We start from the raw sequence: 23,806 nt of genomic DNA, 5'->3' as shown, positions 1-23,806 counted from the left end.
TCTGACGAGGGGACGACACACGTGCCAATACTGTTTTCGTGGCTATTGATACCGAAAAGACAAAAATGCTCGACCTACGCCGCCTCCGCTATTTCGTGACCGTCGCCGATGAATTGCACTTCGGACGCGCGGCGTTGCGTTTGCGTATCGCCCAACCGCCGTTGACGCGCCATATCGCCGCGCTGGAAACCGACCTCGGGATCCGGCTGTTCGAACGATCGACACGCGCGGTCCAGCTCACGCCGGCAGGCGCGCTGTTTCTCGAACAGGCGAGGAGCGTCATTCAGGCAGTCGACGATGCGGAGGCAACGGCGCGCAAGATGGCGCAAGGGATGGTCGGTCGCGTCGTGATCGGCTATGCGAGTTCCATTCCGATGTCCGACGCGTTTTCGGACATCATCCGCAACGTGAGCCGGAGCATGCCGGAAGTCGAGTTGGCGTTTCGGGAAATATCGACCGCCAGTCAACGCCAGCAGATCGCCGACGGCACGATGGACGTTGGATTCGGTTGGGCAGCGACAAAGACGTCGGGGCCGAGGATCGGGTCCTCCCTCGTCGTCTCGCGGGTGCCGCTCGTCGCCGCGGTTCCCGCCCAGAGCCAATATGCGGGTAAGGCGACGATCGAGTTCCGCGAACTCGTCGAGGAGAGCTTCGTCACGTTCCCGGCGGGGTACGGTTCCGCGCTGAACGCGGCGCTCGAGGATCTGTGCGCGCATGAGGGCGTTACGCCGCGGATAGGGCCTACCGCATCGCAGATCACGACGCTGGTGTCGCTGGTGGCAGCGGAACGCGGCGTCGCCATCGTGCCCAGCTTCGCGTCGACGTTGCAACGCTCGGGCGTCGTTTACGTACCGCTGGCGGGGCCACATGTTCTCGAGTTGATCGTCACGTGGTCCGAACCGTTCTCGTCACCCTGCGTCGAGCAATTCATCGAGTTCGCCAGGTCGATCGCACCGGGCTAGGCTTCCAGGCCCTTCTGCACGCACCACGATAACGGCAGCGTCAGTAACAAGGCCGCTGCCAGCGCGAGCAGCGCGGTCGGGACGCCTGCAATGTCCTCGCCCTGTCCTTTGAAGGCAATCGGGGAACCCCGGCAACAAAACCGACGCCTGATCGATCAGCGCGCCGCCCACCCAAGCGTGCTGCGTCGGCGGCGCATTCAATGCAACGGCGACCACGCCTCCGGCAAGCCGATCGTCGACGTCGCCCTTTCGATCTGTTCCGGGCCGCCTGCCGGAGGCCAAAGACCCTCCGCGTAGTGCCGCTTTCTCAACGCCATGCGTTCTTCCAGACTCGAGAATCCCCAAATGTGCGTGATGCGCGGCGGTCCATCGAGCGCGTACATGTTGCAAACGAGATGCGACGTATAGGCTTTGGCCGGCCCCACCGCACGTTCCCACGCGGAAATGGTCGGCGCAATACCGCCGGCTTTCAACCAGTAGCGGCGAATCTCATAGAAGTCGCCAAATGCCACCGGTTCGATATCGGGTAGAAAAGGAAAAAGTGCATAGCTTTCCATGGTCAATCGAACGGACGCGCTTTCAATTCCGAAAGGTCGCTCGGCGCGCAATGCCCGATTGCGTTCACGCTGCAATTCATCCATCGTCGCGAAGCCACGCAGCACGACAATCCGCGATAGCTCACCAATTTCCGTGCGCCATGCGCCCAGCAGCCTCCCTTGCGCGTCGGCATCCGATACCCAGCGATGCGCGCGGCGGGACACCCTATCCTGGTCCAGAAGCGGACACGACAACGTCGTGAGTTCATACAGCATGTCTGCCCTCCTTTCGCTCGTCTATCGCAATCTATTTCCAAACGGGTGGCGGATAAACGCGCCGCACCTTGAAACAGAATCCAGTACCATTGCGCAATGGATCTCCTCAAGGCGATGGCCGTATTCGTCCGCATCGTGGAAACGGGCAGCCTGACGGCGGCGGCGCAAGCGTCCAATCTGTCGCCGACCATGGTCGGCAACTACCTGCAAGCTTTGGAAAATCGGCTGGGCACGGTCCTCATTCACCGCACGACCCGTAAGCAGAAAGTCAGCGCGTTCGGCCAGGCTTACTACGAGCGATGCGTCGAAGTCCTCGGCCTGGTCGACGACACGGAACAGCTTGCGCTCGATCACCGCAAGCAGCCACGCGGGCGTTTGCGCGTGACGGCGCCTGTCGTATTTACGAACGAGTGCCTGATTCCCGCGCTCGCGGACTATTACCAGCGCTACCCCGAGGTCAAGCTCGATATCGTCGCAACCGACTCGCTCGCCGATCTGTTCGACGAAGGTTTCGAGGCAGCCATTCGCATCGGCGCGCTCGCCAACCCGGATGTGGTGGCGCGTCCGCTGGCGCCATATCGGCTGGTGCTGTGTGCGTCGCCCGCTTACGTTCACGAACATGGCGCGCCGACTACGCCGCACGCGCTTGGCGAGCATCAATGCCTGACGTATGCGTATCCGCCCCGATCGGAATGGCACGCGGCGCAATCTCAATGGATGCTCGAAGGTCCGGATGGGCCGATCAGCATCTCCGTGGACGGCAGACTGAAAATCGACAGTGCGGACGCGTTGCGCCGGGCGGCATTGAGAGGACTGGGTATCGCGATGCTTCCTTCCATGTTGATACGCGAGGACATTCGCGACGCGCGCCTCATCGAGATCATGCCGGACTTTGCCGCCCCCGAACGGTCGATGAATCTGCTTTATCTGCAGGAGAGGCAGAAATCACCGAAGCTTCGTAGCTTTACTGAATTCGTGGTCGAGCGGTTCGGCGCCGAAACGACCTACCGGATGTGATGCGGTTGCCGTTCTGTTCAAAGCCGGGCGCTTTTGCGAAATCACGAAATTGAAGTTGCCGACCTCGATCAAGCATGACCTTGCCGCGCAGATCGTCTATCGATGATCACCTTGCAATCGCGGCCAGGCCCCGAAGTCGATGCATCCAACAAGCCACGAGACTTCCGGCCTCCATCGCGAACGCCGAAGCCGCAGGTCAATGCGAATTACCGAACAATCGAATCACGACGCCGCGCAGCCACCGGTTGCCGGCCTCGTGGTGATAGCGCGCATGCCAATGCTGCCGCACCGCAAACCCGTCGACCGGGATCGGGCATGCATGAACCGCCAGATCGCCGGCCTGGGCCAGTGTCTCGCCGATATGACGGGGTAGCGTCGTGATCAGGTCGGTCGTCTGGACGATCGCCCCCAAACCGAGAAAACCCGGCAATTCCAGCACCACGTCTCGCTCGATGCGCGCCTGCCGCAGCGCCTGTTCGAGGAGTTGCGCTCCGGTTCCCGCCGTGATGGCGACATGTCCTTCCGACCGATACTGCTTGGCCCCGAGCCGGCCGCGAATCCTCGGGTGATGCCGATTCACCAGACAAATCCAGTCCTGGTCATACAGCTTCTGCTGGTAAATCCCGCCGCCGAGCCACGGCACGTAGCCGATCGCGAGATCGGCTTCGCCGGATTCGAGCGCCCGCTCCGTATTGCCGTCGATCCGTGCGGCTTCCAGCCGGACGCCCGGCGCCTGCGCCCGGACATGAGCGAGTAGCCGCGGCAGCAGCGTGACGTGGCTCGCGTCGGTCATGCAGATGCGAAAGCGCCGCTGGGCGGTCGCGGGATCGAACGCGATCTCCCACGCCGTGAAGCGCCGCAGCGATTCGAGGATTTCCCGGCATGGCCCGATCAGCGCGTCGGCTTGCGGTGTCGGCGCCATGCCGCCGGGCGTGCGGATGAAGAGCGGATCGTGCAGGTGTTCCCGCAAGTGCCCGAGCCAGATGCTGACCGTCGGCTGGCTCTGGCCGAGTTGCTCGGCGACGCGCGTGACGCTGCGCACGTCGTACAGGAGATCGAATAGCTGAAGCAGCTTCAGGTCCGGCAGATCGGCGGGCATCGTCGCATTATTGTCCATGGCAATGACGCCATTGTATCCATTGCATTGTCGATATGAGCGGCGGCTCCTATCGTGAAGCCATACGTCAAGGAGACACCATTGAAAATTGCAATTCTGGGTGCGGGCGCACTGGGCTGTGCGATCGGCGCCACCCTCACCGAAGGCGGTCACGAGACCTGGTTGATCGACCGCTCGCCCGCGCACGTCGATGCGATGCGCCGCGACGGCCTGCGGGTCGATGACGCCCGCGGCTCCCGGCAGGTACGCGTCCACGCGACGACGCAGGCCGCCGAAGTCGGCGCGGCCGACCTGGTGGTGGTGCTGGTCAAGTCGTTCCACACCGACGCGGCCATCCGCGGCGCCCAATCGCTGGTGGGGCCCGATACCGTCGTGCTGTCGCTACAGAACGGCCTCGGGCACGAGGACATCCTGAGCGACGCCGTCGGCCGCGAGCGCGTACTCGCGGGCAAGACCTACGTCGGCGGCGTGCTGCGCGGGCCGGGCCATATCGAATCCGGCGTGATCGGCAAAACCACCTACATCGGCGAACTCGACGGCCGCATCACGCCGCGCGTGCAGGCGATCGCCGCCGCGTTCGATACCGCCGGCCTCGCGACGACGATCAGCGACAACATCGTCGGCACGATGTGGGACAAGCTGCTGGTGAACGTCGCGACCGGCGCGCTGACCGGCCTCACCGGCCTCACCTACGGGCAGCTCTACGACGAGCCGCTGCTGAAGGCAACGTCGCTCGCGGCGGTCGCCGAGGCGATCGCGGCAGCGCAGGCGGCCGGCGTCAAGCTGTCGATGACCGATCCCGAACAGGCGTGGACGCTCGCCGCCGAGGGGCTGCCGGCGGCCTTCAAGACCTCGATGCTGCAGAGCCTGGAGAAAGGCTCGATCACCGAGATCGACTTCATCAACGGTTCGGTCGTGCGTGCCGGGCAGCGCTACGGCGTGCCGACCCCGGTCAATGCCACGCTCGTCGCCTGCATCAAGGGGCTGGAGCGCGCGATGGCCGATCGCCAACGCGAGGAGGCTGCCGCATGAATGCCACGAAAGCCTATCTCGAACACGTCGCGATCTGGGTGAAGGACATCCACTGGCACATCCGTTTCTTCGAGGACGTGCTCGGCATGACGCTGCGCGAAGTGGATGGCACGCTCGACGCACCGCGGCAGTACTGGACGCTCGGCGGCCTGCAGTTCATCCACGCGCCGGAACACGATGGCCCGGAAGGCCGGCTCGCCCATCTCGGCGTGATGTGCGAAGACCTGGAGGCCGCGCTGGCCGCCGCGCAGCGATTCGACGTGACGGAGATGCCGCAGGGGCGCAACTGGATTCGCCTGCCCGACGGGCTCGCCGTCGAACTGATTCAGGCCCGGCCGGCTTCCTGCGTCGCGCAGGCACTGGCGATCAACCCGCGCGCGGAGGCATGACCATGACGATCGTCGAGAAATACTGGGACGACGCCCGCGAGGGCGACGCATGCACGAGCCCGACCTACCTCGTGACCAAGGAACGCATTCTCGCGTATGCCGACCTCACCGGCGACCATACGCCCGTTCACGTGGACGAGGAATACGCGAACGCCAGCCATTTCGGCTGCCTCGTCGCGCACGGGCTGTTCGGCCTGTCCGTCGCCGACGGCCTGAAGACCCAGAGCGACTATCGCTTCCTGCCGGGCATGTCGCTCGGCTGGACCTGGGATTTCCTGCTGCCGATCAAGGTCGGCGACGTGCTGCACGTGACGTTCCGCGTCGGTTCGATGCGGGCCAGCAAGAGCCGCCCGGACTGGGGCATCGTCGTGCTGCCGTCGGAACTGATCAATCAGGACGGCGAAGTCGTTCAACGCGGCGAACATCGCCTGATGGTGCCGCGCCGTCCGGAGGCACTGTGATGCAGGCTCGTCCCCTCGAAGGCATTCGCGTCGTCGACTACAGCCACTTCCTTGCCGGCCCGTATGTCGGGCGCTGTCTCGCGGCGCTCGGCGCCGAAGTCATCAAGGTCGAGCGTCCCGGCGCCGGCGACGCCGGGCGCCAGCACGCGACCGTGCTCGACGACCAGCAAAGCGGCTACTTCCTGCAGCTCAACATGGGCAAGCGCGGCGTAAGCGTCAACATGAAGGACGCGCGCGGCAAGGCGTTCATGCAGCGGCTGTGCGACTCCGCCGACGTCTTCATCGAGAACTATCGGCCCGGCGCGCTGGACAAGCTCGGGCTCGGCTATGCCGAACTGTCGGCGCGCAATCCGGGCCTCGTCTACTGCTCGATTTCGGCGTACGGGCACACCGGTCCCGACGCACATCGCGCGGGCTTCGGGCTGATCGCCGAAGCCAAGAGCGGGATCATGCAGATGGTCGGCACGCCCGGCGAGCGGCCGCCGCTGCTGCGCATTTCGCTCGGCGACATGTACACCGGCATTCATGCGGTCGCGGCGATCAACGCCGCGCTGCTGGGGCGCGTGAAGAGCGGTCGCGGGCAACACGTCGACATGGCGCTGTACGACACGCTGGTGTCGATGCACGAATACGCGGTGCAGTGCTACACGCTACAGGGCGTGCTGCCCGAGCAGACCGGGCACGACATGCCGACTTCGACGCTCTATGGCGTGTTCCGTGCCGCGGACGGCGATCTCGTGATCGCCGCGCAGGTCGACGACGCGTGGAAGCGCTTCGCCGAACTGATCGCGGCGCACGGCGGGCCGGCGGGTTTCGGCGCCGACCCGCGGTTTCACGACAGCACCGGGCGCAACGCGCACCGCGTGGAGATTCTTTCGGTGGTCGAGCCATGGGTGGCCGCGCGTTCCGTCGCGTCGGTACTGGCACTGCTGGACGGCATCGACGTTCCGTGCGCGAAGGTGCAGCGCATCGACGAGGTGTTGAACGATCCGCAGATCCAGGCCAGAGGCATGGTCGTCGAGCAGCAGCATCCGCGCTACGGGACGCTGCGCCTGCCCAACCTGCCGTTCCGGTTTTCCGATTGCGATACGACGATTCGCGACGTCGCGCCCGATCTCGGGCAGCACAACGCGGAAGTCGCGCGCTCCCTCGGGTTCGATTCGGCCGAAATCGACGCGATGCAGGCCGACGGCGTCCTCTATTCGAAAGCGAGCCAACGATGACTGATCAATACGCGGTGATCGGCAATCCGATCGGACACACGAAATCCCCGCTGATTCACGGCCTCTTCGCGCAAGCGACGCAGCAGGACCTCCGCTATACGGCGATCGAGGGACCGCTCGAGCCGGCAGGCGCCTTTGCTGCCGCGGTTCGTGCGTTTTTCGAGGGCGGCGGCAAGGGCATCAACGTCACCGCGCCGTTCAAGCTCGACGCGTTCGCGATGTCGGACGAACGCAGCGAGCGTGCGCAGCTCGCGGGCGCGGCCAACGCGCTCAAGTTCGACGGCGGCCGCATCCTGGCGGACAACTTCGACGGAATCGGGCTGGTTCGCGATATCGAAGCGAACCTCAATCTTCCGATGGCCGGCAAGCGTGTGCTGGTGCTCGGTGCGGGCGGCGCGGCACGCGGCGCGCTGTTGCCGTTCCTCGAAGCCGGCCCGGCGGAACTCGTGATCGCGAATCGCGACGTCGACAAGGCGCGCGCCCTGGCCGCGCAGGTCGCCGGGCGCGGCCCGCTCGTGGCCACCAGCTACGCGGACCTCGCGCGGATGGGACGTTTCGACCTGGTCGTCAATGCGACGTCGGCGAGCCTGACCGGCGACCTGCCGCCTGTCCCGCCGAGCGTGTTCAGTCCGACGGGAACCGCCTACGAACTCGCCTATGGCAAGCGTCTCACGCCGTTTCTCCGGCTCGCGAAAAACGCCGGCGTACACGGGATCGCGGACGGCGTCGGCATGCTGGTCGAGCAGGCGGCCGAGGCGTTCGCATGGTGGCGCGGCGTGCGCCCCGCGACCAGTGCGGTGATCGATCGGCTGGCCGTGCCGTTTGACTGAACACGAGATTGGGATCGGCACGCAGGCGATCCCGATGCGCCGCGGCATCGATCGCGACAGGGTCGGCAGGCGTGATCCGGTAGACTCGGCGCGTCCATACGAACGATCTGCGGCGAGCGGCCTTGGCATTGCCGCTGCCTTCACCCCACGCCCGATACCGTGCCGAAAACCGTCATGCCGGACACCACGCGACCCGCTCGCTTGAACTTCGCGCTCATGTTGCCGCTGCTGCTGGCGGCCCAGCCGGTGGCGACCGACAGTTACCTGCCGGCGCTGCCTGAAATCGCCGCGACGCTGGGCTCCGCCAGCGTCAGCCTCACGGTTTTCGCATTGATATTCGGTATCGGACAATTGCCGATGGGCAGTCTTTCCGACCGATTCGGCCGTCGTCCCGTCTTGCTGACCGGCCTTGCGCTCTATGCGCTGACCGCATTGGCGGCGGCGCTCGCGTCAACCGCCGCGATGCTGGTGGCCGCGCGTGCGATGCAGGGCTTTGCAATGGCCGCGATCCTAGTATGCGCCCGTGCGGCGGTGCGCGACCGGTATTCGGCGGGCGACGGCCCGTACGTGATGGCGCGCGGTTTCATGGGAATGGGGATGATGGCGTTCCTTGCCCCGATTCTCGGTGCGTATGTCACGCAGCACGCCGGCTGGCGATGGGTACTCGCGGGGATGAGCCTGTATGCGTTCGGCTTGCTCATCATGTGCTGGTACGGCTTCGAGGAAAGCGTCGCGGAAATCGCGCCGAGCCGAGGCTCGACCCGGGACGTGCGCGAGATACTCGGCAATGCCACGTTCAGGGTATGGACGCTGCTGGCCGCCTCGACGTACACCGGCATGTTCTGTTTTCTGCTGCTTTCCCCCACGATCTACATCCGGCAGCTCGGCATCTCGCCCCAGCGATACGGCTGGATACCGGCGAGCGGTACGCTCGTCTATGTCCTCAGTACCTACGGCTGCCGCCAGTTGCTGCGACGTCAAAGCATGCTGCGAACGGTGCGCCAGGGCGCGACGTTGAGCCTGTCAGGCGCGGTGATCCAGGCGTTGGGGTGTGCGCTGCTTCCGGGCAGCATCTGGCCGCTGCTCGTCGGGCATGGCGTGTATTGCCTCGGCCACGGAATCCATCAGCCATGCGGACAGGCAGGGGCGGTCAGCGGCCTGCCTCACCTTGCGGGCCGCGCAGTATCCTGGTCCGGCTTCATCATGATGTTCTGCGCTTTCGGCGTGGGACAGACGGCGGCGGTTTTCACCGATCCGCGCTATCAGTCGGGCGCGTGGCCGATGGTGGTGCCGATGCTCGTCGTCGGCGTCACGCTGGTCACGATCGCGTTTGCGTGGTTGCCGAAAATCAGCGATGCGGTTTTGGTCGCGGCAACGGTTCCGGCACGTGCGGTGGAGGTTCGGTGAGTTGCGGCGGGTAGTCGGCGGGCGAAGACGGCATGGGTGCCTGTGCATCGCTTGTGGCCGCGAAACGGACTGGCCGGACGTGACGCTCGACAAGAACGCTGCGATCATCGACGCACCCATCCGGTGATGCAGCAGTACCTGCGCCCTATCCGACAGGCGTAGCGCGCAAACCTGCGCACACACCTATGCTCGCGCTTTTCGGGATCGGCAGATATCGACTTCGGATTCAACCCGTCGATGCAACACACTTGAGGCTGCATAGCAGCGAGGAGTGTTGCAATGAAACAGAGGCAACGTATGCGACCTGATGGGGCAAGATCTGCCTTAGGTAGGTATTGCGGCCGGCAGAGCGCGCTCCATTACGATAGCCTGCCCGTCGAAATCCATCGCTGGTTTGCGAAGCAGTTCAATGAAGCCTTCGCGTTTCCAGAATTCGACCGCTCTCGGATTTGTGTCGATGACGGCAAGGCGCAATGCGCGACATTGCCAGCCCATCCCGATCGCTTCGGCGAGACGCAGAACCTGCGGACCCAAGCCCCGTCCCTGCGAACTTTCCCGGAACAACAATAAGCCGATGAAAGCGATGTCGACCTCAGGATAGCCCCGCACCATCTCGATACATCCAACCGCCTCGACATCGTGGGAGATTTCGAAGACGAATTTGTCAGAGTGCTTTTTGCCGGGCGGCAGCGCATCAAGTACCTCGATCGCGGCGTTCGGCGCGGGTAGCTTGCCTTCCACTGCAAGGCTATAGCCCGGAGCACCTTCGAGCACAGCTTGCAGACGTTCTATGTCATTCGATGATCGACGGTCGATTCGACGTAGCGTGGGTGTGTACAGGCTCATACCGGTTCAGGCGACAATGTGCAACGCCGATTGTGGACGATCTGGCCGTGGATGTCGAAGGACCGCTTCTGGCCGGTAGCCCGACGCGTTCGGCTGTAGCCGAGCCACTGCTGCCGGTCGCCATCGCGTGCCCCATGCGCGGCGCGTTCCGATGTAGAGCGGCCATTCACCGGACGAATAGGGGTGGCAGTGGCGACAAACTGGAGCAGCGGACGTGCCGCGAGCGCTTTATTTCAGTGGCCAACCCGATAGATGCGGCCGCTATGCACGCCCTCCACGCTGCGGCGATAGGCCATTGCCACACGTGTTGCCGGCACGCCTTCGTAACCGGGGAAGAACGGGCCAAACCGTTCCACGGATTCGATCAGCATGGTTGGACTGACGGCATTGATTCGGATACCCCGACGAAAATCGCACGCAGCTGCACGCACGAACCCTTCAATTCCGGCATTCGACGCTGCAGCGTGAGAACCCTGCGCAATCGGATCATCGACGGCGATGCCCGACGTCAGCGTGATCGAACCGCCATCGCTCAGGTAATGCTGACCCACCAGCGCGACGCGCACCTGACCGAGCAGCTTGTCCTGCAGGCCTTGATGGAAATCGGCAGCCGTCATCTTTTCGATTGGCGCCAATATGACATTGCCTGCGGCGACCACGATGGCATCGACGCGCCCGATCTGCTCGAACAGCGAACCGACACTGTCGTCACGCGTGATGTCGACCTGATGGTCTCCGCGGGTGCGGCCAACGCGAATGATTTCGTGCTTGCCGTCACGCGCAAGCTCATCTGCCGCGGCACGACCGACGTCCCCGCCGGCACCGATTACGACGATCTTCATCGAACACTCCTTTTCGCGTTCAGGTTGGAACGTCGCCATTCTTCACCGAACCAGCGATCCGATAAATGTGCTCTAATTTCCAACACTACTAACCTACGGTTCGTAATATGGACAGGCTGCGTGCCATGGAAACCTTTGTCGCCGTCGTCGAAGGCGGCAACTTCACCGAGGCGGCGCGGCGGCTGGAAATCTCCGCGGTCATGGTTGGCAAATATGTGCGCGAACTGGAGGAGCGTCTCGCTGCGCGCCTGCTCGAGCGCACGACCCGGCGCCAGAATCTGACTGATGCCGGTCGCGTGTTCTACGAAGACGCCAAGCGTGCGCTCGAACACATGCGCATCGCCGAAACGTCGGTCGAACGGCTACGCGCGTCACCCTCCGGTACGTTGCGAATCAGCGCGCCGATCACCTTTGGCGCCTGTGTCATTGCGCCGCTAGCCGCGACTTTCCGGCAGATGTATCCGCTCGTGCGTGTCGAGCTGGAATTGAGCAATCGCAACGTCGACCTGATCGACGAGGGTTTTGATCTGGCGATCCGCATTGGCGAATTGGGTGATGCCGACCTCGTTGCAAGGCCGTTGACCCGGTATCGCATGGTGATCTGCGCATCGCCGGGCTATCTCGCTCAGTACGGACGTCCGGAGACGCCACAGGACCTGAGCGCGCATCACTGCCTGTTTCACACGGTATGGAACAGCCGAAACGGCTGGAAGCTCGGGGACGATGACAGCGCGCACTTTTCGGCTGAATCGGTGTTCACTTGCAATGACGGCAACGGCCTGCGGATGGCCGCAATCGCAGGCGCGGGATTGCTGCTGCAACCGGAAGTCCTGGTGAGCCACGATCTGGCAAGCGGCGCGTTGGTACAAGTGCTGCAAGGCTACTCGCCGAAGCCACACCCCGTTCATATCGTGTATCGACACGACCGGCGCCCGCTGCCCAAGCTCACCCGCTTTGTGGCGCATTTGCTCGAGCATGTGACGGAGCGTGAACCGTCGTAGCGTGTCACGCCGACCGCCCTCTCCCCACCCGTTGCGAAGGACACTTGCCAAGGAGTTCGACCAGCCGTGTCTCGCATCCGGAAAACGCGTACCCGCGCCGCTGCGAGATCATGAACGTGAGGGGACGCATGTGCCACGCGCGCCGCTGGAGCTCGACCAGTGTTCCCTTCGCGAGGTCTGCCTCGACCATATGGCGCGGCATGTGCCCCCAGCACAAGCTCGCTCTGAGCAGGTCGTGCTTCGCGCCAAGGTCATTCACCCACCACTGGCGTTCACTGGCGACCCCTTGCTGGGTCTTTTCCGCATCGGGCTGATTGTCGGTGACGACGAGCTGGATGTGCCGGCCGAATTCCTCGCGCGGGATCGGCCCCGCCATGGCGGCCAGCGGATGCGATGGCCCACATACGGTCACCATTTGCGCATCACATAAGTGATGCCGTTCGATGGTGCCTGGGCTCAGCTCGGGCACGTCCGTGATCGTCATCGCCAATGCGCACGTGCCCTGGAGAACCAGACGCTCGCCGCCCTGCATGGTCGTCATGCGCAGATTGATTGCAACCGTCGGAAACTCCGCCTGCAGCGTGCGCAGGCATTCAATCAGGTGCGCACGCGAAAAATAGGTGTCCACGGCGATCGACACCTGCGGGACGCCGGTTTCGGCAATCGCGACCGCACGCATCTTCATTTCCTCGGTGCGCGAGATCACCCCGCGCGCATCGGGCAGCAGGCTGCGGCCGGCGGCCGTGAGCGTCGCCTTGCGCGTGTTGCGCTCGAACAGCACCACGTCGAAGGCGCTCTCGAGCGCGCCGATCGCATGACTGATCGCCGACTGCGCACGCCTCAGTTCCCTTGCCGCCCCGGAAAAGCTTCCCTGGTCACACACGGCGACGAACGCGCGAAGTTGATTGATGGTGACGTTGTCCAGCATAGGTATCTAAAAAGTAGATGGTATTTATAGATATTCAGTCAATTGGCTTCATGAATCAAGCGCGCCAGAATCGAGTTTGTCGCTTTCGTTTCGAAGGATGCATGACATGAACAGACTGAATGGAAAGACCGCCGTGATCACCGGCGGCGCAACCGGCATCGGCCGCGCCGCGGCAAAGCGCTTCATCGAGGAAGGCGCGTTCGTCTTCCTCTTCGGCCGCCGGCAGGCGGCGCTCGACGCGGCGGTGGCCGACCTTGGGTCGAATGCCCGCGCGGTGAAGGGCTCGGTCTCCGATCCGGCCGACCTCGACCGGCTCTACGCGGCGGTGAAGGCGGAGCGCGGAACACTCGACATCGTCTTCGCCAACGCCGGGACCGGTAGCCCGCTTCCGCTCGGCCAGATCACCGCCGAGCACATCGACGACACCTTCGACACCAATGTGAAGGGGACGATCTTCACGGTCCAGCAGGCGCTGCCGCTGATGGGCCCGGGCGGGTCGATCATCCTGACCGGCTCGAGCGCCGGCACCACGGGAGCGCCGGGATTCACGGCTTACAGCGCGAGCAAGGCCGCGGTACGCAACCTCGCCCGGACTTGGGCGGAGGACCTGAAGGGCACCGGCATCCGGGTCAACGTGCTGTCGCCGGGGGCGACGGCGACCGAACTGGCCAAGGAAGCGCTGGGCGAAGCGGGCCAGAAGGCCTACGGCGCGATGACGCCGCTCCAGCGCATGGCCGATCCGGCAGAAATCGGGGCGGTAGCCGCCTTTCTTGCATCGTCGGACAGCAGTTTCATGACCGCCAGCGAGGTCGCCGTCGACGGCGGCCTGGCACAACTCTGAGGAGAAGCACCACATGACTCAATCGCTAAAGGGCAAGACCGCGCTCGTTACCGGCGCATCACGCGGCATTGGCCGCGCCATCGCCGAACGTCTTGCCAGGGACGGGGCGACAGTCGCGCTGACCTACAACGCCAGCAAATCCGGCGCGGACGAGGCGATCGCGGCCATCGAAAAAGCGGGCGGCGCCGCGTTTGCGATCCATGCGGATCTCGTCGACCCGGCGAGCGTGCCGGCTTTGTTCGAAAAACTCGACGACGAATTCACCCGGCGCAACGGCAGCAAAACCCTCGACATCCTGGTCAACAACGCCGGCAATTCCGGCTGGCTTGGCTTCAAGGACGCGACGCCGGAGAGTTGGGACACCCTGATGGCCGTCTACGCCCGCGCGCCCTTCTTCATCATTCAGGCCGCGCTGGATCGCCTCGCCGATGGCGGGTGCATCGTCAATATTTCTTCCGCTGCCGCCACGAAGCCCGTCACGGCGGCGCCCGTCTACTCGATGGCGAAAGCGGCCATCAACACCCTGACCCATACGCTCGCCATCGAGCTGGGGCCGCGCGGCATCACCGCGAACGCCGTCGCGCCAGGCTTCACGCGCACGGATGCGAACGCCGCCTTTCGCGAGAATCCCGAACTCGTCAAGGCGGCCGAGGCGCAAATCGCGCTGGGCCGCTTCGGCGAGCCTTCGGAAATCGCCGCCGTCGTCGCGTTTCTGGCGTCTGATGACGGCCATTGGGTGACCGGCCAGACGATCGAGGCGAGCGGCGGTTACAAGCTCTGAGCGCACCGGGAAACGAAGGAGAAACATATGAGTTACGCCATCATCGGCTTCGGCAAGATCGGTCACGCGCTTGCCAAGGCGTTCGCCCGCAACCGCATCGAAGTGGCCGTTGCAACCACGCGCGACCCGGAAAGCTTCGCGGCCGACGCGGCCGCGATCGGACCAACGATCATTCCCACGACCCTGGCGGAAGCCGTCAAGGCGGACGTCATCTTTTTGGCGGTTCGTTTCGAGTCGCACCCGGCGGTCGCCAAAGCGCTGGGCGACTGGAAGGGAAAGACCCTCATCGACGCGATGAACACGCAGGCCCCGCTGGACGAACTGGGCGGTCTCCCGTCCTCGGCCTTCGTCGCAAAAACGTTCACCGGCGCCAGGCTGGTGAAAGGCTTCAACCATCTGGTCGCTGGCGTCCTTGGCCAGGACCCGGCCGTCCACGGTGGCAGGAGAGTCGTGTTTCTGGCGAGCGACGATGACGAGGCCGCGGCGGAGGTAGCTGCGCTTGCGGAAAAACTCGGTTTCGCGCCGATCCGGCTTGGCCGGCTGTCGGAAGGGGGATGGCTCGTGCATGCGCGCGGAAAAAGCTGGGGACACCTGATCTTCAAGGACCTGATCAGCTTTGACTGATGAACCTCGATTCCAGGCATTTCGCCGAGTCGAATGGGCGGTTGCCGGGCACAGCCGACGCTCGAACGGCCGAACGACAACGCACAGGAATGACCGCTCGCGGCCGAGTGCCGACCTATCCCGTCTGCAAGACGGCCGGATCGATCTCGCGAGCGGTCAGCCCGAATCTCGCCATGCGCGCGCGATGGTCCGGCGAGCCGAGATACGAACGAAGTTGCTGATTAACCGCCATCAGAAGATCCCGGTTTCCCCGATTGAATGAAAACGCACCCAGCGGAGGCGTCCGCTGGCTGCCGTTGACATCCGACTCGTGCGCGACGGCCTGGATCATCGAGCTGCCTATCCGGCTCGCAGCGATTCGATTCCCCAAAGCCGTGCTCGCATAGGCGTCGATCACGCCGGAGAGAACGGCCGCGATCGCGTCGGCCTGCTGTTCGAAGACGACGATTTGCCGCCGGCTCACGCCTGACGCCATCGCGGAATCATGCTGTACCTGTCCGGCAATGATGCCGAGACGCGCATCAGGACGTTCCGCGATCGAGGCATAGCTCCTGAGCGCCTTCGGGTTTCCGGGCCGAACCAGAAAACCGTCTCCGATCCCCCACACCGGCACGCTGAACGCGACGGTATTGGCACGCTGCGGTGTCACGAAGAGCGGCACGTTCATGTCCCAGCGACCTGCTTCAACGCCGGGCAGCAATTCGCTGAACGTCATCGGGCAATACTCGATCCGGGTGACGCCAATCTGCCGGAGGATCGTCTCCGCGAGCTCGAGATCGGCACCGGTCGCGGTGCCATCCGCTTCGGTCCAGCCGAACGGCGGTTCTTCGATGTACGCAATGGTTAACTTCATCGCTTTGTCTCGAAAGCCGAGGAATCGATCAGAAAGTCATGAGCTTATCGTGGGCAGTCTAGGCTTACTCCGCAAGCTGACAAAATTAATTCGGACGCACGCGAGTTGACGACATTATTTTGGTGCAACCGTCAATGAAGTCGTCAACCTGGACATCGGAGGCCTGGTACGACACGGGTTCCGGCGTGCCAAAATGATTTGGCTCTACGCTATTCGACGTTATCCGCAATGTCCGTCATCCGGATCATGTGCGGCTTGATGCCGTCGTCTTCGGCCGTCGCGGCCTCCTTCGGATGAATCAGCGCTTCGAGCCGCGCCTTCGTCGCGATGAACTCGGGCGTATTGACCTGCGAATAATCGCGCGGCCGCGGCACCGGCACCTCGATCAGCTCCTGCACCCCGCCCGGATTCGCCTTCAGCACCAGGATCCGGTCGGCCAGAAAGATCGCCTCGTCGAGGTCGTGCGTGATGAACAGGATCGTCACGTCGATGTTGCGCCAGATGTCGAGCAGGTGCGTCTGCATCCTTGCACGCGTCTGCGCGTCCAGTGCGCCGAACGGTTCGTCCATCAGCAGGATGCGCGGACGGTTCGCGAGCGCACGGGCAATCGCCACGCGCTGCTTCATGCCGCCCGACAACTGGTGCGGATACACGTCGGCAAAACGCGTCAGCCCGACGAGATCGAGCCACTGCAGCGCCTCGCGCTCGGCCTGGCCACTACTGCTGCCGTTCATGCGCAGGCCGAACATCACGTTCTTCTTCACCGTGAGCCACGGAAACAGCGTATAGCCCTGGAACACCATCCCGCGATCGGCGCCCGGCCCGTCCACCGGTTTGCCGTCCAGCAGCACTTCGCCGCTCGTCTGCGCGTCGAGGCCGGCCAGGATCCGGATCAACGTCGACTTGCCGCAGCCGGACGGGCCGATCACGCACACGAACTCGCGCCGGTGCGTGCGGAAACTGATGTCGTCGAGCGCGATGCATTCGCCCTGCGGCGTCGTGAAACGCTTGCCGACGTGTCGCACGTCGAGTATCACGTCGCGGGCCTTCAGTCGCGCGAAGCGCTCGCGCACCGCGTCGGATTGAATCAGGTAATCGGGAACGGCTTGCGGGTTCTGCATGATGCCCTCTGCGGAAATCTGTCGATGGGGTCGTACGGGCGGCGCTCACGCTTTCAGCGTGCGGTCCCACGGAAAGAGCCGGCGGCCGAGCAGCCCGAGCACGATGTCGGTGCCGAGGCCGATGATCCCGATCATCAGGATCGCCGCATACACGTTGTCGAAATGCTGGTAGCGCGCCTGCTGGCTGATGTACCACGTGATGCCCGAACTCGTGCCGACCAGCTCGGCGACGATCAGGTAAGTCCACGCCCAGCCGAGCAGGATCCGCTGATCGCGATACAGGTCCGGCAGCACGCCCGGAATCACGACGTGCGTGAGCAGCTTCAGCTTCTTCGTGCCGAGCGTCATCGCGGCCTCGAACAGCCCGTATTCGAGCTTGCGCGTGGTGTTCGCGACGATCAGCACCTGCTGGAACAGCGTCCCGATCACGATGATCGCGATCTTCGGCGCGTCATAGATGCCGAGAATCGCGACCATCAGCGCACCGAACGCCGGCGCAGGCAGGTAGCGGAAGAACTCGAGGAACGGCTCCTGCAGCCGCGCGAGCGCACTGAAAGTGCCGCAGACGATGCCGAGCGGCACGCCGATCGCGGACGAGATCACGAAACCCCAGAAGATGATGCGGATGCTGTGCCACAGGCTTTCGTGCAGCCATACGCCGTCGCGCGACGCGGGCGGTGTCGTGAACGCCGTGTAGAACGCGCGCAATACCTGGTGCGGTGCCGGCAGATAGACCGGATTCGCGCGCACGCCCTCGGGCACCGCCGCGTGCGTCGCACGCGCATGCGCGAGCTCGTCGTCGAACACGTCGCGGTCGATCTGCATGCCGGTCTGGAAATAGTCGACGCTGCCCGGATTCGTGATGCGCATTTGCGGATGCCAGACGAACGGGACATAGCTGATCAGGCACCAGACGGCGAACGGCAGCAGGAAGGACGCCAGCCCGAGCGTCCATTTGCCGCGTGTCGTCAGCTCGCGGCGCACCGCGAGCCATCCGGTCGTGTTGCGGGTCGTTGTCATCGGAATCTCCGTATCGTTTCGGGTGCCGGTCGCGCGGATGCCGCGGCATCGCGCGACCGTGCGTTCATTGCAGTGCGCCGCTGGCCGCCTGCGCGCGGTAAGCGCGCCAGCCGCCGAACTGCGTGATGTCCCGTGCATCGTCGAGCGCCACGCTCTCGCACAGGAAGCCCTGCACGCGCGAACTGTCTGCGAGTGTCAGCGTGCCGATGCCGAGCGGCGCCGCGATGCCGGCGACGAAGCTGCCGTAGGCCTCGACCGGCATCTCCCAGACCTCGACCGCGATCGGTGCGCCGCCGTCCGGCACGCGCACGAGCCCCGGTTTCGCGACGCCGCCGCTTGCGTCGGCGGACAGCGCATAGAGGCGATAGGCCGGCGCGGTCGTGGTCGCGGCGACGAAGCGCGCGCCACGCTGCGTGAGCTGCCCGTTCAGCGGTTCGCCGCGAAGATGCGCGCCGACGACGGCCACCCGCACGACACCCGCGGAGGCGGCACGCGCCGACATCGCGGCTGCGAGCGGCCGAACGTCGTCGACCGCGGCAGCGCCGTCGCCCCACGCGTGTGCGAGATCGAGCAGCCGCGCATCGTCGTGCGCGCGGCCGACGAACGTGATCCCGAACGGCAAGCCCGCATGCGGTCCGGTTGCGCACGTGCCCGCAGGCACCGCGATCGCGGACAGGTCGAGCAGGTTCACGAAGTTCGTGTAGTAGCCGAAGCGCGAATTGACCGCGATCGGGTCGGCTTCTAGCGCCTCGACGGTCGCGGTCGTCGCCGAGGTCGGCATCACGATCGCGTCGAGGCCGTCCCACGCGCGGGCCGCGTCAACGCGCAGCGCCGCAAGCCGGTCGAATGCGGCGAACGCATCGGCGGCGCTGAAGCGCGACGCACCGCCGACGATCTCGCGAATCACCGGATGCAGCGCATCGGGCTCCCGCGCGGCGAATGCGCCGATCGCGGCCAGCCGCTCGGCGACCCACGGGCCGTCGTACAGCAGCCGCGCGGCGGCCAGGAACGGGCTGAAGTCGATTTCGACGACCCGCGCGCCGGTCGCGCGCAACCGTTCCAACGCCACGCCCCAGGCCGCGCGATACGAATCGTCGCCGAAGAATTCGAGCTGATCCGCACGCGGCGTGCCGAAATGCAATTCCCCGAGCGGCCGCGCCGGGTGCGCGCGCAATCCGTCCGCGCCCAACAGTGGCTGCCAGGCGCGTCCGTACGGATCGCCCTCCGTCTCGCCGTGCGCGGCGGCGAACACGGTGCGCGCATCGTCCGCCGAACGCGCGAACACCGATACGCAATCGAGCGACCGGCAGGCCGGCACCACGCCGAGCGTGCTCAGCACGCCCCGTGTCGGCTTGAGCCCGACGAGCCCGTGAAACGCGGCCGGCACGCGCCCGGAGCCGGCCGTGTCGGTGCCGAGCGAGAAGGTTGCGACGCCGAGCGCGACGGCCACGGCCGACCCGGAACTCGAGCCGCCCGATGCATAGCGCGGATCGAGCGCATTGCGGCACGCGCCGTAAGGCGAGCGCTGCCCCGAGAGCCCGGTCGCGAACTGGTCGAGATTGGTCTTGCCGACGGGAATCGCGCCGGCTGCGATCAATCGCTCGACGACGGGCGCGCTGCGGGCCGGCGTGTACGCGTAGGCGGGGCAGCCTGCCGTCGTCGGGATGCCGGCGAGGTCGATGTTGTCCTTGATCGCGAACGGCACGCCGTAAAGCGGCAACGACGCGAGGTCGCGCCCGGCGAGCGCGTCGGCATACGGCATCATCTCGTCGCGCGTCAGCGGCCGGATCCACGCATGGTGCGGGTCGCCCGCGGCGACATGCGCGGCGATCGCGTCGACGAGCGCATGCGGCGTCAAGTAGCCCGCCGCGTAGCGCGCGCGCAGCGCGGCAATCGAGCGCAGCCCGGGCAGGATCGAACGTTCCGTCGTGCTCATGCGACCTCCTCGGCGGCGCCCGCCTTCATCACCATCAGCCGCTGGCCGGCCACCACCGCCGCGCCAGGCGCGCAATCGATCGTCTCGATCGTCCCGTCTTCCGTTGCCGTCACCGCCACCTCCATCTTCATCGACTCGACGATCGCGACGACCTGCCCTTCGGTCACGCGCTCGCCGGCTTCGACCAGCACTTTCCACACGCTGCCCGACACGTCCGCGGCAATCGCGCGCTGCGTGTCGTCGAGCGCGGCCGCGACCCGGTCCGCTTGCGCATCGCCCTGCTCCGCGTCGCCGACGTATTCGGCATGGCCGGCCGCGCGCCACCGCTCGCGCTCCGCGTCGAATGCGGCCTGCTGCGTCGCCTTGAACGCGGCGATCGATTCCGCCTCGTCGTGCAGGAAGCGGTTGTATGCGCGCAGATCGAACACGGATTCCTCGATCTTCAGCGTCGCGCGGCCCGCGATGAAATCCGCCCGCAGCGCACTCAGCTCGGCCTCGCTGACTTCGTAGAAGCGGATCTCGTCGAAGAAGCGCAGCAGCCACGGCTTGCCGGCCTCGAATTCGCGTGTGGTGCGGTGGCGATTCCACATCTGCACGGTGCGGCCGACGAACTGATAGCCGCCCGGCCCTTCCATCCCGTACACGCACAGATACGCGCCGCCGATGCCGACCGCGTTCTCCGGGGTCCAGGTGCGCGCGGGGTTGTACTTGGTCGTCACGAGCCGGTGCCGCGGATCGATCGGCGTCGCGACGGGTGCACCGAGGTAGACGTCGCCGAGGCCCATCACCAGATAGCGCGCGTCGAACACGATGCGCTTCACGTCGTCGATGCTCGCCAGGCCGTTGATGCGCCGGATGAACTCGATATTGCTCGGGCACCACGGCGCATCGGGCCGCACCGACTGCATGTAGCGCTCGATCGCGACGCGCGTCGACGGGTCGTCCCACGACAGCGGCAGATGGACGATGCGGTTCGGCACGCGCATGTCGGCCACGTCGGGCAGTTCGCGCTCGGCGGCCTGCAGATGCGCGAGCAGCGCGGCAAGCGGCAGCGTCCGCGCATCGAACTGCACCTGGAGCGAGCGGATGCCCGGCGTCAGGTCGAGCATGCCGGGCAGCCGGTGCGCGTCGAGCCAGCACATCAGCGCGTGCACGCGAAAACGCAGGTTCAGGTCGAGCACGAGCGGCCCGTATTCGACGAGCACGTTGCGATCGCCCGAGCGCCGGTAGACGACGCCGATGCCGCCGCCTGCGGACGGGTCGCGATGCAGCACGCAATCGTTGGATGCACCGGATGCAGCAGCGGCAACGTCACGCGCCGCATCCACGGTCGCAGCAGCCGGTTTCCCGGACGACACGCCCACGCGCACGAACTGCACGGTATCGCCCGGCCGCAACTGCCCGAGCTTCCACAGCTCGTCGCGCACGACCGTCACCGGACACACGAAGCCGCCGAGGCTCGGCCCGTCCGGGCCAAGAATCACCGGCATGTCGCCGGTGAAATCGACGGCACCGATCGCATACGCGTTGTCGTGGATGTTCGACGGATGCAGCCCCGCCTCGCCGCCGTCCGCGCGGGCCCATTGCGGCTTCGGGCCGATCAGCCGCACGCCGGTGCGGCTGGAGTTGTAATGGACGGTCCACTGCGTGCCGTAGAGCATCGCGATGTCGTCCGGCGTGAAGAAATCCGGCGCACCATGCGGGCCGTCGAGCACGCCGAGCGTCCATGCATGCGTCAGCGCGGGAATGTCGGCCGCGGCCAGCGTCGCACCGGCGTCGCCGCGCCCGGCGTCCGCGTGCAGATGCAGCACGTCGCCCTTGCGCAGCGCGCGGCCGGCATGGCCGCCGAACTGGCCGAGCGTGAAGGTCGCCTTGCTGCCGAGATAGTCGGGCACCTGCAGCCCGCCCTTGACGGCGAGACACGCGCGCACGCCCGCGCCCGTCACGCCGCCCAGCTTGAGCACCGCACCCGCTCGGGCGCGCACGACCTGCCAGAACGGCACCGGTTCACCGTCGAGCATGGCCGCGAGCGGCGCGCCGCCGAGCACGAACAGCGTCGCGGTATTGAAGCGCAGCGTCGCGCCGACCATCGTGAATTCCAGCCCGGCCGCGTCGCGCGCATTGCCGAGCAGCGTGTTCGCGAGGTCGAACGCGCGATCGTCCATCGGGCCCGACGGCGGCACGCCGACACTCCAGTAGCCGACGCGCCCGGACGCCTGCTGCACGGTGGTCTGCACGCCGCCGTCGAGCACGTCGATCGTGTGCGGTGCGAACGCGAAGCGCGACAGGAAGGCGGTCGTCGGCGCGCCGCGCGCGAACGTGTCGGAGCCGACAACGGCACGCAGGTAGTCGAGATTGGTCTCGATCCCGTACAGCTCGGTATGGTCGAGCGCGGCCCGCAGCGCGGCCAGCGCATCGCGCCGCGTGTCGCCGCGCACGATCAGCTTCGCGAGCAGCGGATCGTAATGCGCGCTGATCTCCGTGCCCGCGTCGATCCAGCCGTCGACCCGCACGTTGTCGGGAAACGCGACGTGCGTGAGCAGCCCGGCGCTCGGCTGGAACTGCTTGTGCGGATCCTCCGCATAGAGCCGCACCTGAATGCTCGCGCCGCGCGGCGCAACGGCGAGCGTGTCGAGCGGCGGCAGGTCGCCTTCGGCCTGCAGGATCATCCATTCCACGAGATCGATGTCCGTCACCGCCTCGGTCACGCAATGTTCGACCTGCAGCCGCGTGTTCACCTCGAGGAAATAGAACCGCCGCGCGGTGGCGTCGAACACGAATTCGACCGTGCCGGCCGATGCGTAGCCCACCGCGCGCGCGAGCCGCACCGCGCTCGCGTGCAGCGCGTCGCGCTCGGCGCCGGTCAGGTCGGGCGCGGGCGTTTCCTCGATCACCTTCTGGTTGCGCCGCTGCACGGAGCAATCGCGTTCGCCGAGCGCGATCGCGCCGCCGCGGCCGTCGCCGAAGATCTGCACTTCGATGTGCCGCGCGTGTTCGACGAACTTCTCGAGATAGACGCCCGCATGCGCGAAGTTCGCGGCGCCGAGCCGCACGACGGATTCGAACGCCGCGCCGAGTTGCGCGGCATCGCGGCACAGCGACATGCCGATGCCGCCACCGCCCGCGGTGCTTTTCAGCATCACCGGATAGCCTATCGCATCGGCTTCGGCGAGTGCCGTTGCGACGTCGTCGAGCAGCCCGGTGCCGGGCAGCAGCGCGACGCCGTGTGCGGCCGCGAGTTCGCGCGCGGTGTGCTTGAGGCCGAACGCGCGCATGTGATCGCCGCGCGGCCCGATGAAGCGCAGCCCCGCCGCTTCGCAGGCGTCGGCAAAGCCCGCGTGCTCGGACAGGAAGCCGTAGCCGGGATGCACGGCCTGCGCGCCGGTCTCGCGCGCGGCGGCGAGGATCGCCGCGACGTTCAGATAGCTGTCGGCCGCCGGTGCGGGTCCGACACGCACGGCTTCGTCGGCGAGCGCCACGTGGCGCGCGTCGCGATCGGCATCCGAATAGATCGCGACCGATGCGATGCCGAGGCGCTTCAGCGTGCGGATCACGCGGCAGGCAATTTCGCCGCGGTTCGCGACGAGGACTTTGGCGAATCTCATGTTGCCTCCCGCCGGGCCGCCCCAAGGGGCGTAGCGGGGAATTCGCGGAGCATCGCTCCGCGCCCGCGCAGCCGGCCGGCTTTGCAAAGCCGGCCGTGGACGGCAACGGCCCCCTCGGGGGGCAGCGAACGTGTCGGCCCGGAGTAGCGCTTCAGCGC

General features: G+C 65.8%; 22 protein-coding genes. 12 read left to right on the top strand and 10 right to left on the bottom strand.

All coding sequences use genetic code 11. The features are described 5' to 3' along the window. Nucleotides 1-65: 65 nt before the first annotated feature. Nucleotides 66-962 carry a LysR substrate-binding domain-containing protein gene (locus tag HWW87_RS15460; protein ID WP_175821481.1) on the top strand — a complete coding sequence of 299 codons (897 nt, stop codon included), beginning with the start codon at nucleotides 66-68 and terminating at the stop codon, nucleotides 960-962. 197 nt (nucleotides 963-1,159) lie between these two features. On the opposite strand, the gene HWW87_RS15455 is transcribed toward HWW87_RS15460, so the two are convergent. Then, nucleotides 1,160-1,774 carry an NIPSNAP family protein gene (locus HWW87_RS15455; protein WP_175821008.1) on the bottom strand — a complete coding sequence of 205 codons (615 nt, stop codon included), beginning with the start codon at nucleotides 1,772-1,774 and terminating at the stop codon, nucleotides 1,160-1,162. 96 nt (nucleotides 1,775-1,870) lie between these two features. Here HWW87_RS15455 and HWW87_RS15450 point away from each other — a divergent pair, with 96 nt between their 5' ends. Beyond that, nucleotides 1,871-2,791 (top strand): LysR family transcriptional regulator, encoded by a 921-nt coding sequence (locus HWW87_RS15450; RefSeq protein ID WP_175821007.1) that lies wholly within the window; start codon nucleotides 1,871-1,873, stop codon nucleotides 2,789-2,791. Between the two features lie 196 nt (nucleotides 2,792-2,987). Here HWW87_RS15450 and HWW87_RS15445 read toward each other — a convergent pair whose 3' ends face one another. After that, a complete protein-coding gene (locus tag HWW87_RS15445) occupies nucleotides 2,988-3,908 on the bottom strand; it encodes a LysR family transcriptional regulator (protein WP_175821480.1) in 921 nt (306 codons plus the stop codon). A gap of 81 nt (nucleotides 3,909-3,989) precedes the next feature. Between HWW87_RS15445 and HWW87_RS15440 the strand changes: the two genes are divergently transcribed. The 6 genes from HWW87_RS15440 to HWW87_RS15415 all read left to right on the top strand — a co-directional run bounded on the left by HWW87_RS15440 (nucleotide 3,990) and on the right by HWW87_RS15415 (nucleotide 9,250). Next, on the top strand, nucleotides 3,990-4,940 hold the full coding sequence (locus tag HWW87_RS15440; protein ID WP_175821006.1) for a 2-dehydropantoate 2-reductase: 951 nt from the start codon (nucleotides 3,990-3,992) through the stop codon (nucleotides 4,938-4,940). Continuing rightward, nucleotides 4,937-5,329, top strand: coding sequence for a VOC family protein (locus tag HWW87_RS15435; protein WP_175821005.1), 393 nt, complete (start codon nucleotides 4,937-4,939; stop codon nucleotides 5,327-5,329). The genes HWW87_RS15440 and HWW87_RS15435 overlap by 4 nt, the downstream gene beginning before the upstream one ends. 2 nt (nucleotides 5,330-5,331) lie before the next feature. Then, on the top strand, nucleotides 5,332-5,790 hold the full coding sequence (locus HWW87_RS15430) for a MaoC family dehydratase (protein ID WP_175821004.1): 459 nt from the start codon (nucleotides 5,332-5,334) through the stop codon (nucleotides 5,788-5,790). Continuing rightward, complete coding sequence (locus HWW87_RS15425) at nucleotides 5,790-7,013, top strand: CoA transferase (protein WP_175821003.1); 1,224 nt, start codon at nucleotides 5,790-5,792, stop codon at nucleotides 7,011-7,013. The genes HWW87_RS15430 and HWW87_RS15425 overlap by 1 nt, the downstream gene beginning before the upstream one ends. After that, nucleotides 7,010-7,843 (top strand): shikimate dehydrogenase, encoded by an 834-nt coding sequence (gene aroE, locus HWW87_RS15420; protein WP_175821002.1) that lies wholly within the window; start codon nucleotides 7,010-7,012, stop codon nucleotides 7,841-7,843. Before HWW87_RS15425 ends, aroE begins: the two co-directional genes overlap by 4 nt. A 174-nt stretch (nucleotides 7,844-8,017) precedes the next feature. Next, nucleotides 8,018-9,250 (top strand): MFS transporter, encoded by a 1,233-nt coding sequence (locus tag HWW87_RS15415; protein WP_175821001.1) that lies wholly within the window; start codon nucleotides 8,018-8,020, stop codon nucleotides 9,248-9,250. A gap of 324 nt (nucleotides 9,251-9,574) precedes the next feature. Here HWW87_RS15415 and HWW87_RS15410 read toward each other — a convergent pair whose 3' ends face one another. Continuing rightward, nucleotides 9,575-10,096 (bottom strand): GNAT family N-acetyltransferase, encoded by a 522-nt coding sequence (locus HWW87_RS15410; protein WP_244107239.1) that lies wholly within the window; start codon nucleotides 10,094-10,096, stop codon nucleotides 9,575-9,577. A 233-nt stretch (nucleotides 10,097-10,329) separates the two neighbouring features. Beyond that, complete coding sequence (locus tag HWW87_RS15405; protein WP_175821000.1) at nucleotides 10,330-10,938, bottom strand: short chain dehydrogenase; 609 nt, start codon at nucleotides 10,936-10,938, stop codon at nucleotides 10,330-10,332. Nucleotides 10,939-11,045: 107 nt separating this feature from the next. Between HWW87_RS15405 and HWW87_RS15400 the strand changes: the two genes are divergently transcribed. After that, nucleotides 11,046-11,939 carry a LysR family transcriptional regulator gene (locus HWW87_RS15400; RefSeq protein ID WP_175820999.1) on the top strand — a complete coding sequence of 298 codons (894 nt, stop codon included), beginning with the start codon at nucleotides 11,046-11,048 and terminating at the stop codon, nucleotides 11,937-11,939. Nucleotides 11,940-11,943: 4 nt separating this feature from the next. Here HWW87_RS15400 and HWW87_RS15395 read toward each other — a convergent pair whose 3' ends face one another. After that, nucleotides 11,944-12,867 carry a LysR family transcriptional regulator gene (locus tag HWW87_RS15395; RefSeq protein ID WP_175820998.1) on the bottom strand — a complete coding sequence of 308 codons (924 nt, stop codon included), beginning with the start codon at nucleotides 12,865-12,867 and terminating at the stop codon, nucleotides 11,944-11,946. A 106-nt stretch (nucleotides 12,868-12,973) separates the two neighbouring features. On the opposite strand from HWW87_RS15395, the gene HWW87_RS15390 reads away from it, so the two are divergent. Genes HWW87_RS15390 through HWW87_RS15380 form a run of 3 tightly spaced genes read left to right on the top strand, consistent with a single transcriptional unit; the run spans nucleotide 12,974 to nucleotide 15,113 of the window. After that, nucleotides 12,974-13,708 carry an SDR family oxidoreductase gene (locus tag HWW87_RS15390; protein WP_175820997.1) on the top strand — a complete coding sequence of 245 codons (735 nt, stop codon included), beginning with the start codon at nucleotides 12,974-12,976 and terminating at the stop codon, nucleotides 13,706-13,708. Nucleotides 13,709-13,721: 13 nt separating this feature from the next. Next, nucleotides 13,722-14,489, top strand: coding sequence for an SDR family oxidoreductase (locus HWW87_RS15385; RefSeq protein WP_175820996.1), 768 nt, complete (start codon nucleotides 13,722-13,724; stop codon nucleotides 14,487-14,489). A gap of 27 nt (nucleotides 14,490-14,516) precedes the next feature. Next, nucleotides 14,517-15,113 carry an NAD(P)-binding domain-containing protein gene (locus HWW87_RS15380; protein ID WP_175820995.1) on the top strand — a complete coding sequence of 199 codons (597 nt, stop codon included), beginning with the start codon at nucleotides 14,517-14,519 and terminating at the stop codon, nucleotides 15,111-15,113. 115 nt (nucleotides 15,114-15,228) lie between these two features. On the opposite strand, the gene HWW87_RS15375 is transcribed toward HWW87_RS15380, so the two are convergent. The 5 genes from HWW87_RS15375 to uca all read right to left on the bottom strand — a co-directional run bounded on the left by HWW87_RS15375 (nucleotide 15,229) and on the right by uca (nucleotide 23,648). Further along, nucleotides 15,229-15,966 (bottom strand): transporter substrate-binding domain-containing protein, encoded by a 738-nt coding sequence (locus HWW87_RS15375; RefSeq protein WP_175820994.1) that lies wholly within the window; start codon nucleotides 15,964-15,966, stop codon nucleotides 15,229-15,231. A gap of 209 nt (nucleotides 15,967-16,175) precedes the next feature. After that, on the bottom strand, nucleotides 16,176-17,087 hold the full coding sequence (locus HWW87_RS15370) for an ABC transporter ATP-binding protein (RefSeq protein ID WP_175820993.1): 912 nt from the start codon (nucleotides 17,085-17,087) through the stop codon (nucleotides 16,176-16,178). 45 nt (nucleotides 17,088-17,132) lie between these two features. Continuing rightward, nucleotides 17,133-18,107 carry an ABC transporter permease gene (locus tag HWW87_RS15365; protein ID WP_050015417.1) on the bottom strand — a complete coding sequence of 325 codons (975 nt, stop codon included), beginning with the start codon at nucleotides 18,105-18,107 and terminating at the stop codon, nucleotides 17,133-17,135. A gap of 64 nt (nucleotides 18,108-18,171) precedes the next feature. Beyond that, nucleotides 18,172-20,043, bottom strand: coding sequence for an allophanate hydrolase (gene atzF, locus HWW87_RS15360; RefSeq protein WP_175820992.1), 1,872 nt, complete (start codon nucleotides 20,041-20,043; stop codon nucleotides 18,172-18,174). Further along, nucleotides 20,040-23,648: an urea carboxylase gene (gene uca / locus HWW87_RS15355; RefSeq protein ID WP_175820991.1), complete on the bottom strand. Its 3,609-nt coding sequence runs from the start codon at nucleotides 23,646-23,648 to the stop codon at nucleotides 20,040-20,042. The genes atzF and uca overlap by 4 nt, the downstream gene beginning before the upstream one ends. Between the last annotated feature and the right edge of the window lie 158 nt (nucleotides 23,649-23,806).

The sequence above is a fragment of the Burkholderia sp. BCC0419 genome (assembly GCF_902830285.1).
GTDB lineage: Bacteria > Pseudomonadota > Gammaproteobacteria > Burkholderiales > Burkholderiaceae > Burkholderia.
Note: the sequence above shows the minus strand (reverse complement) of the source record. Positions and strands in the feature narration are given on the sequence as shown.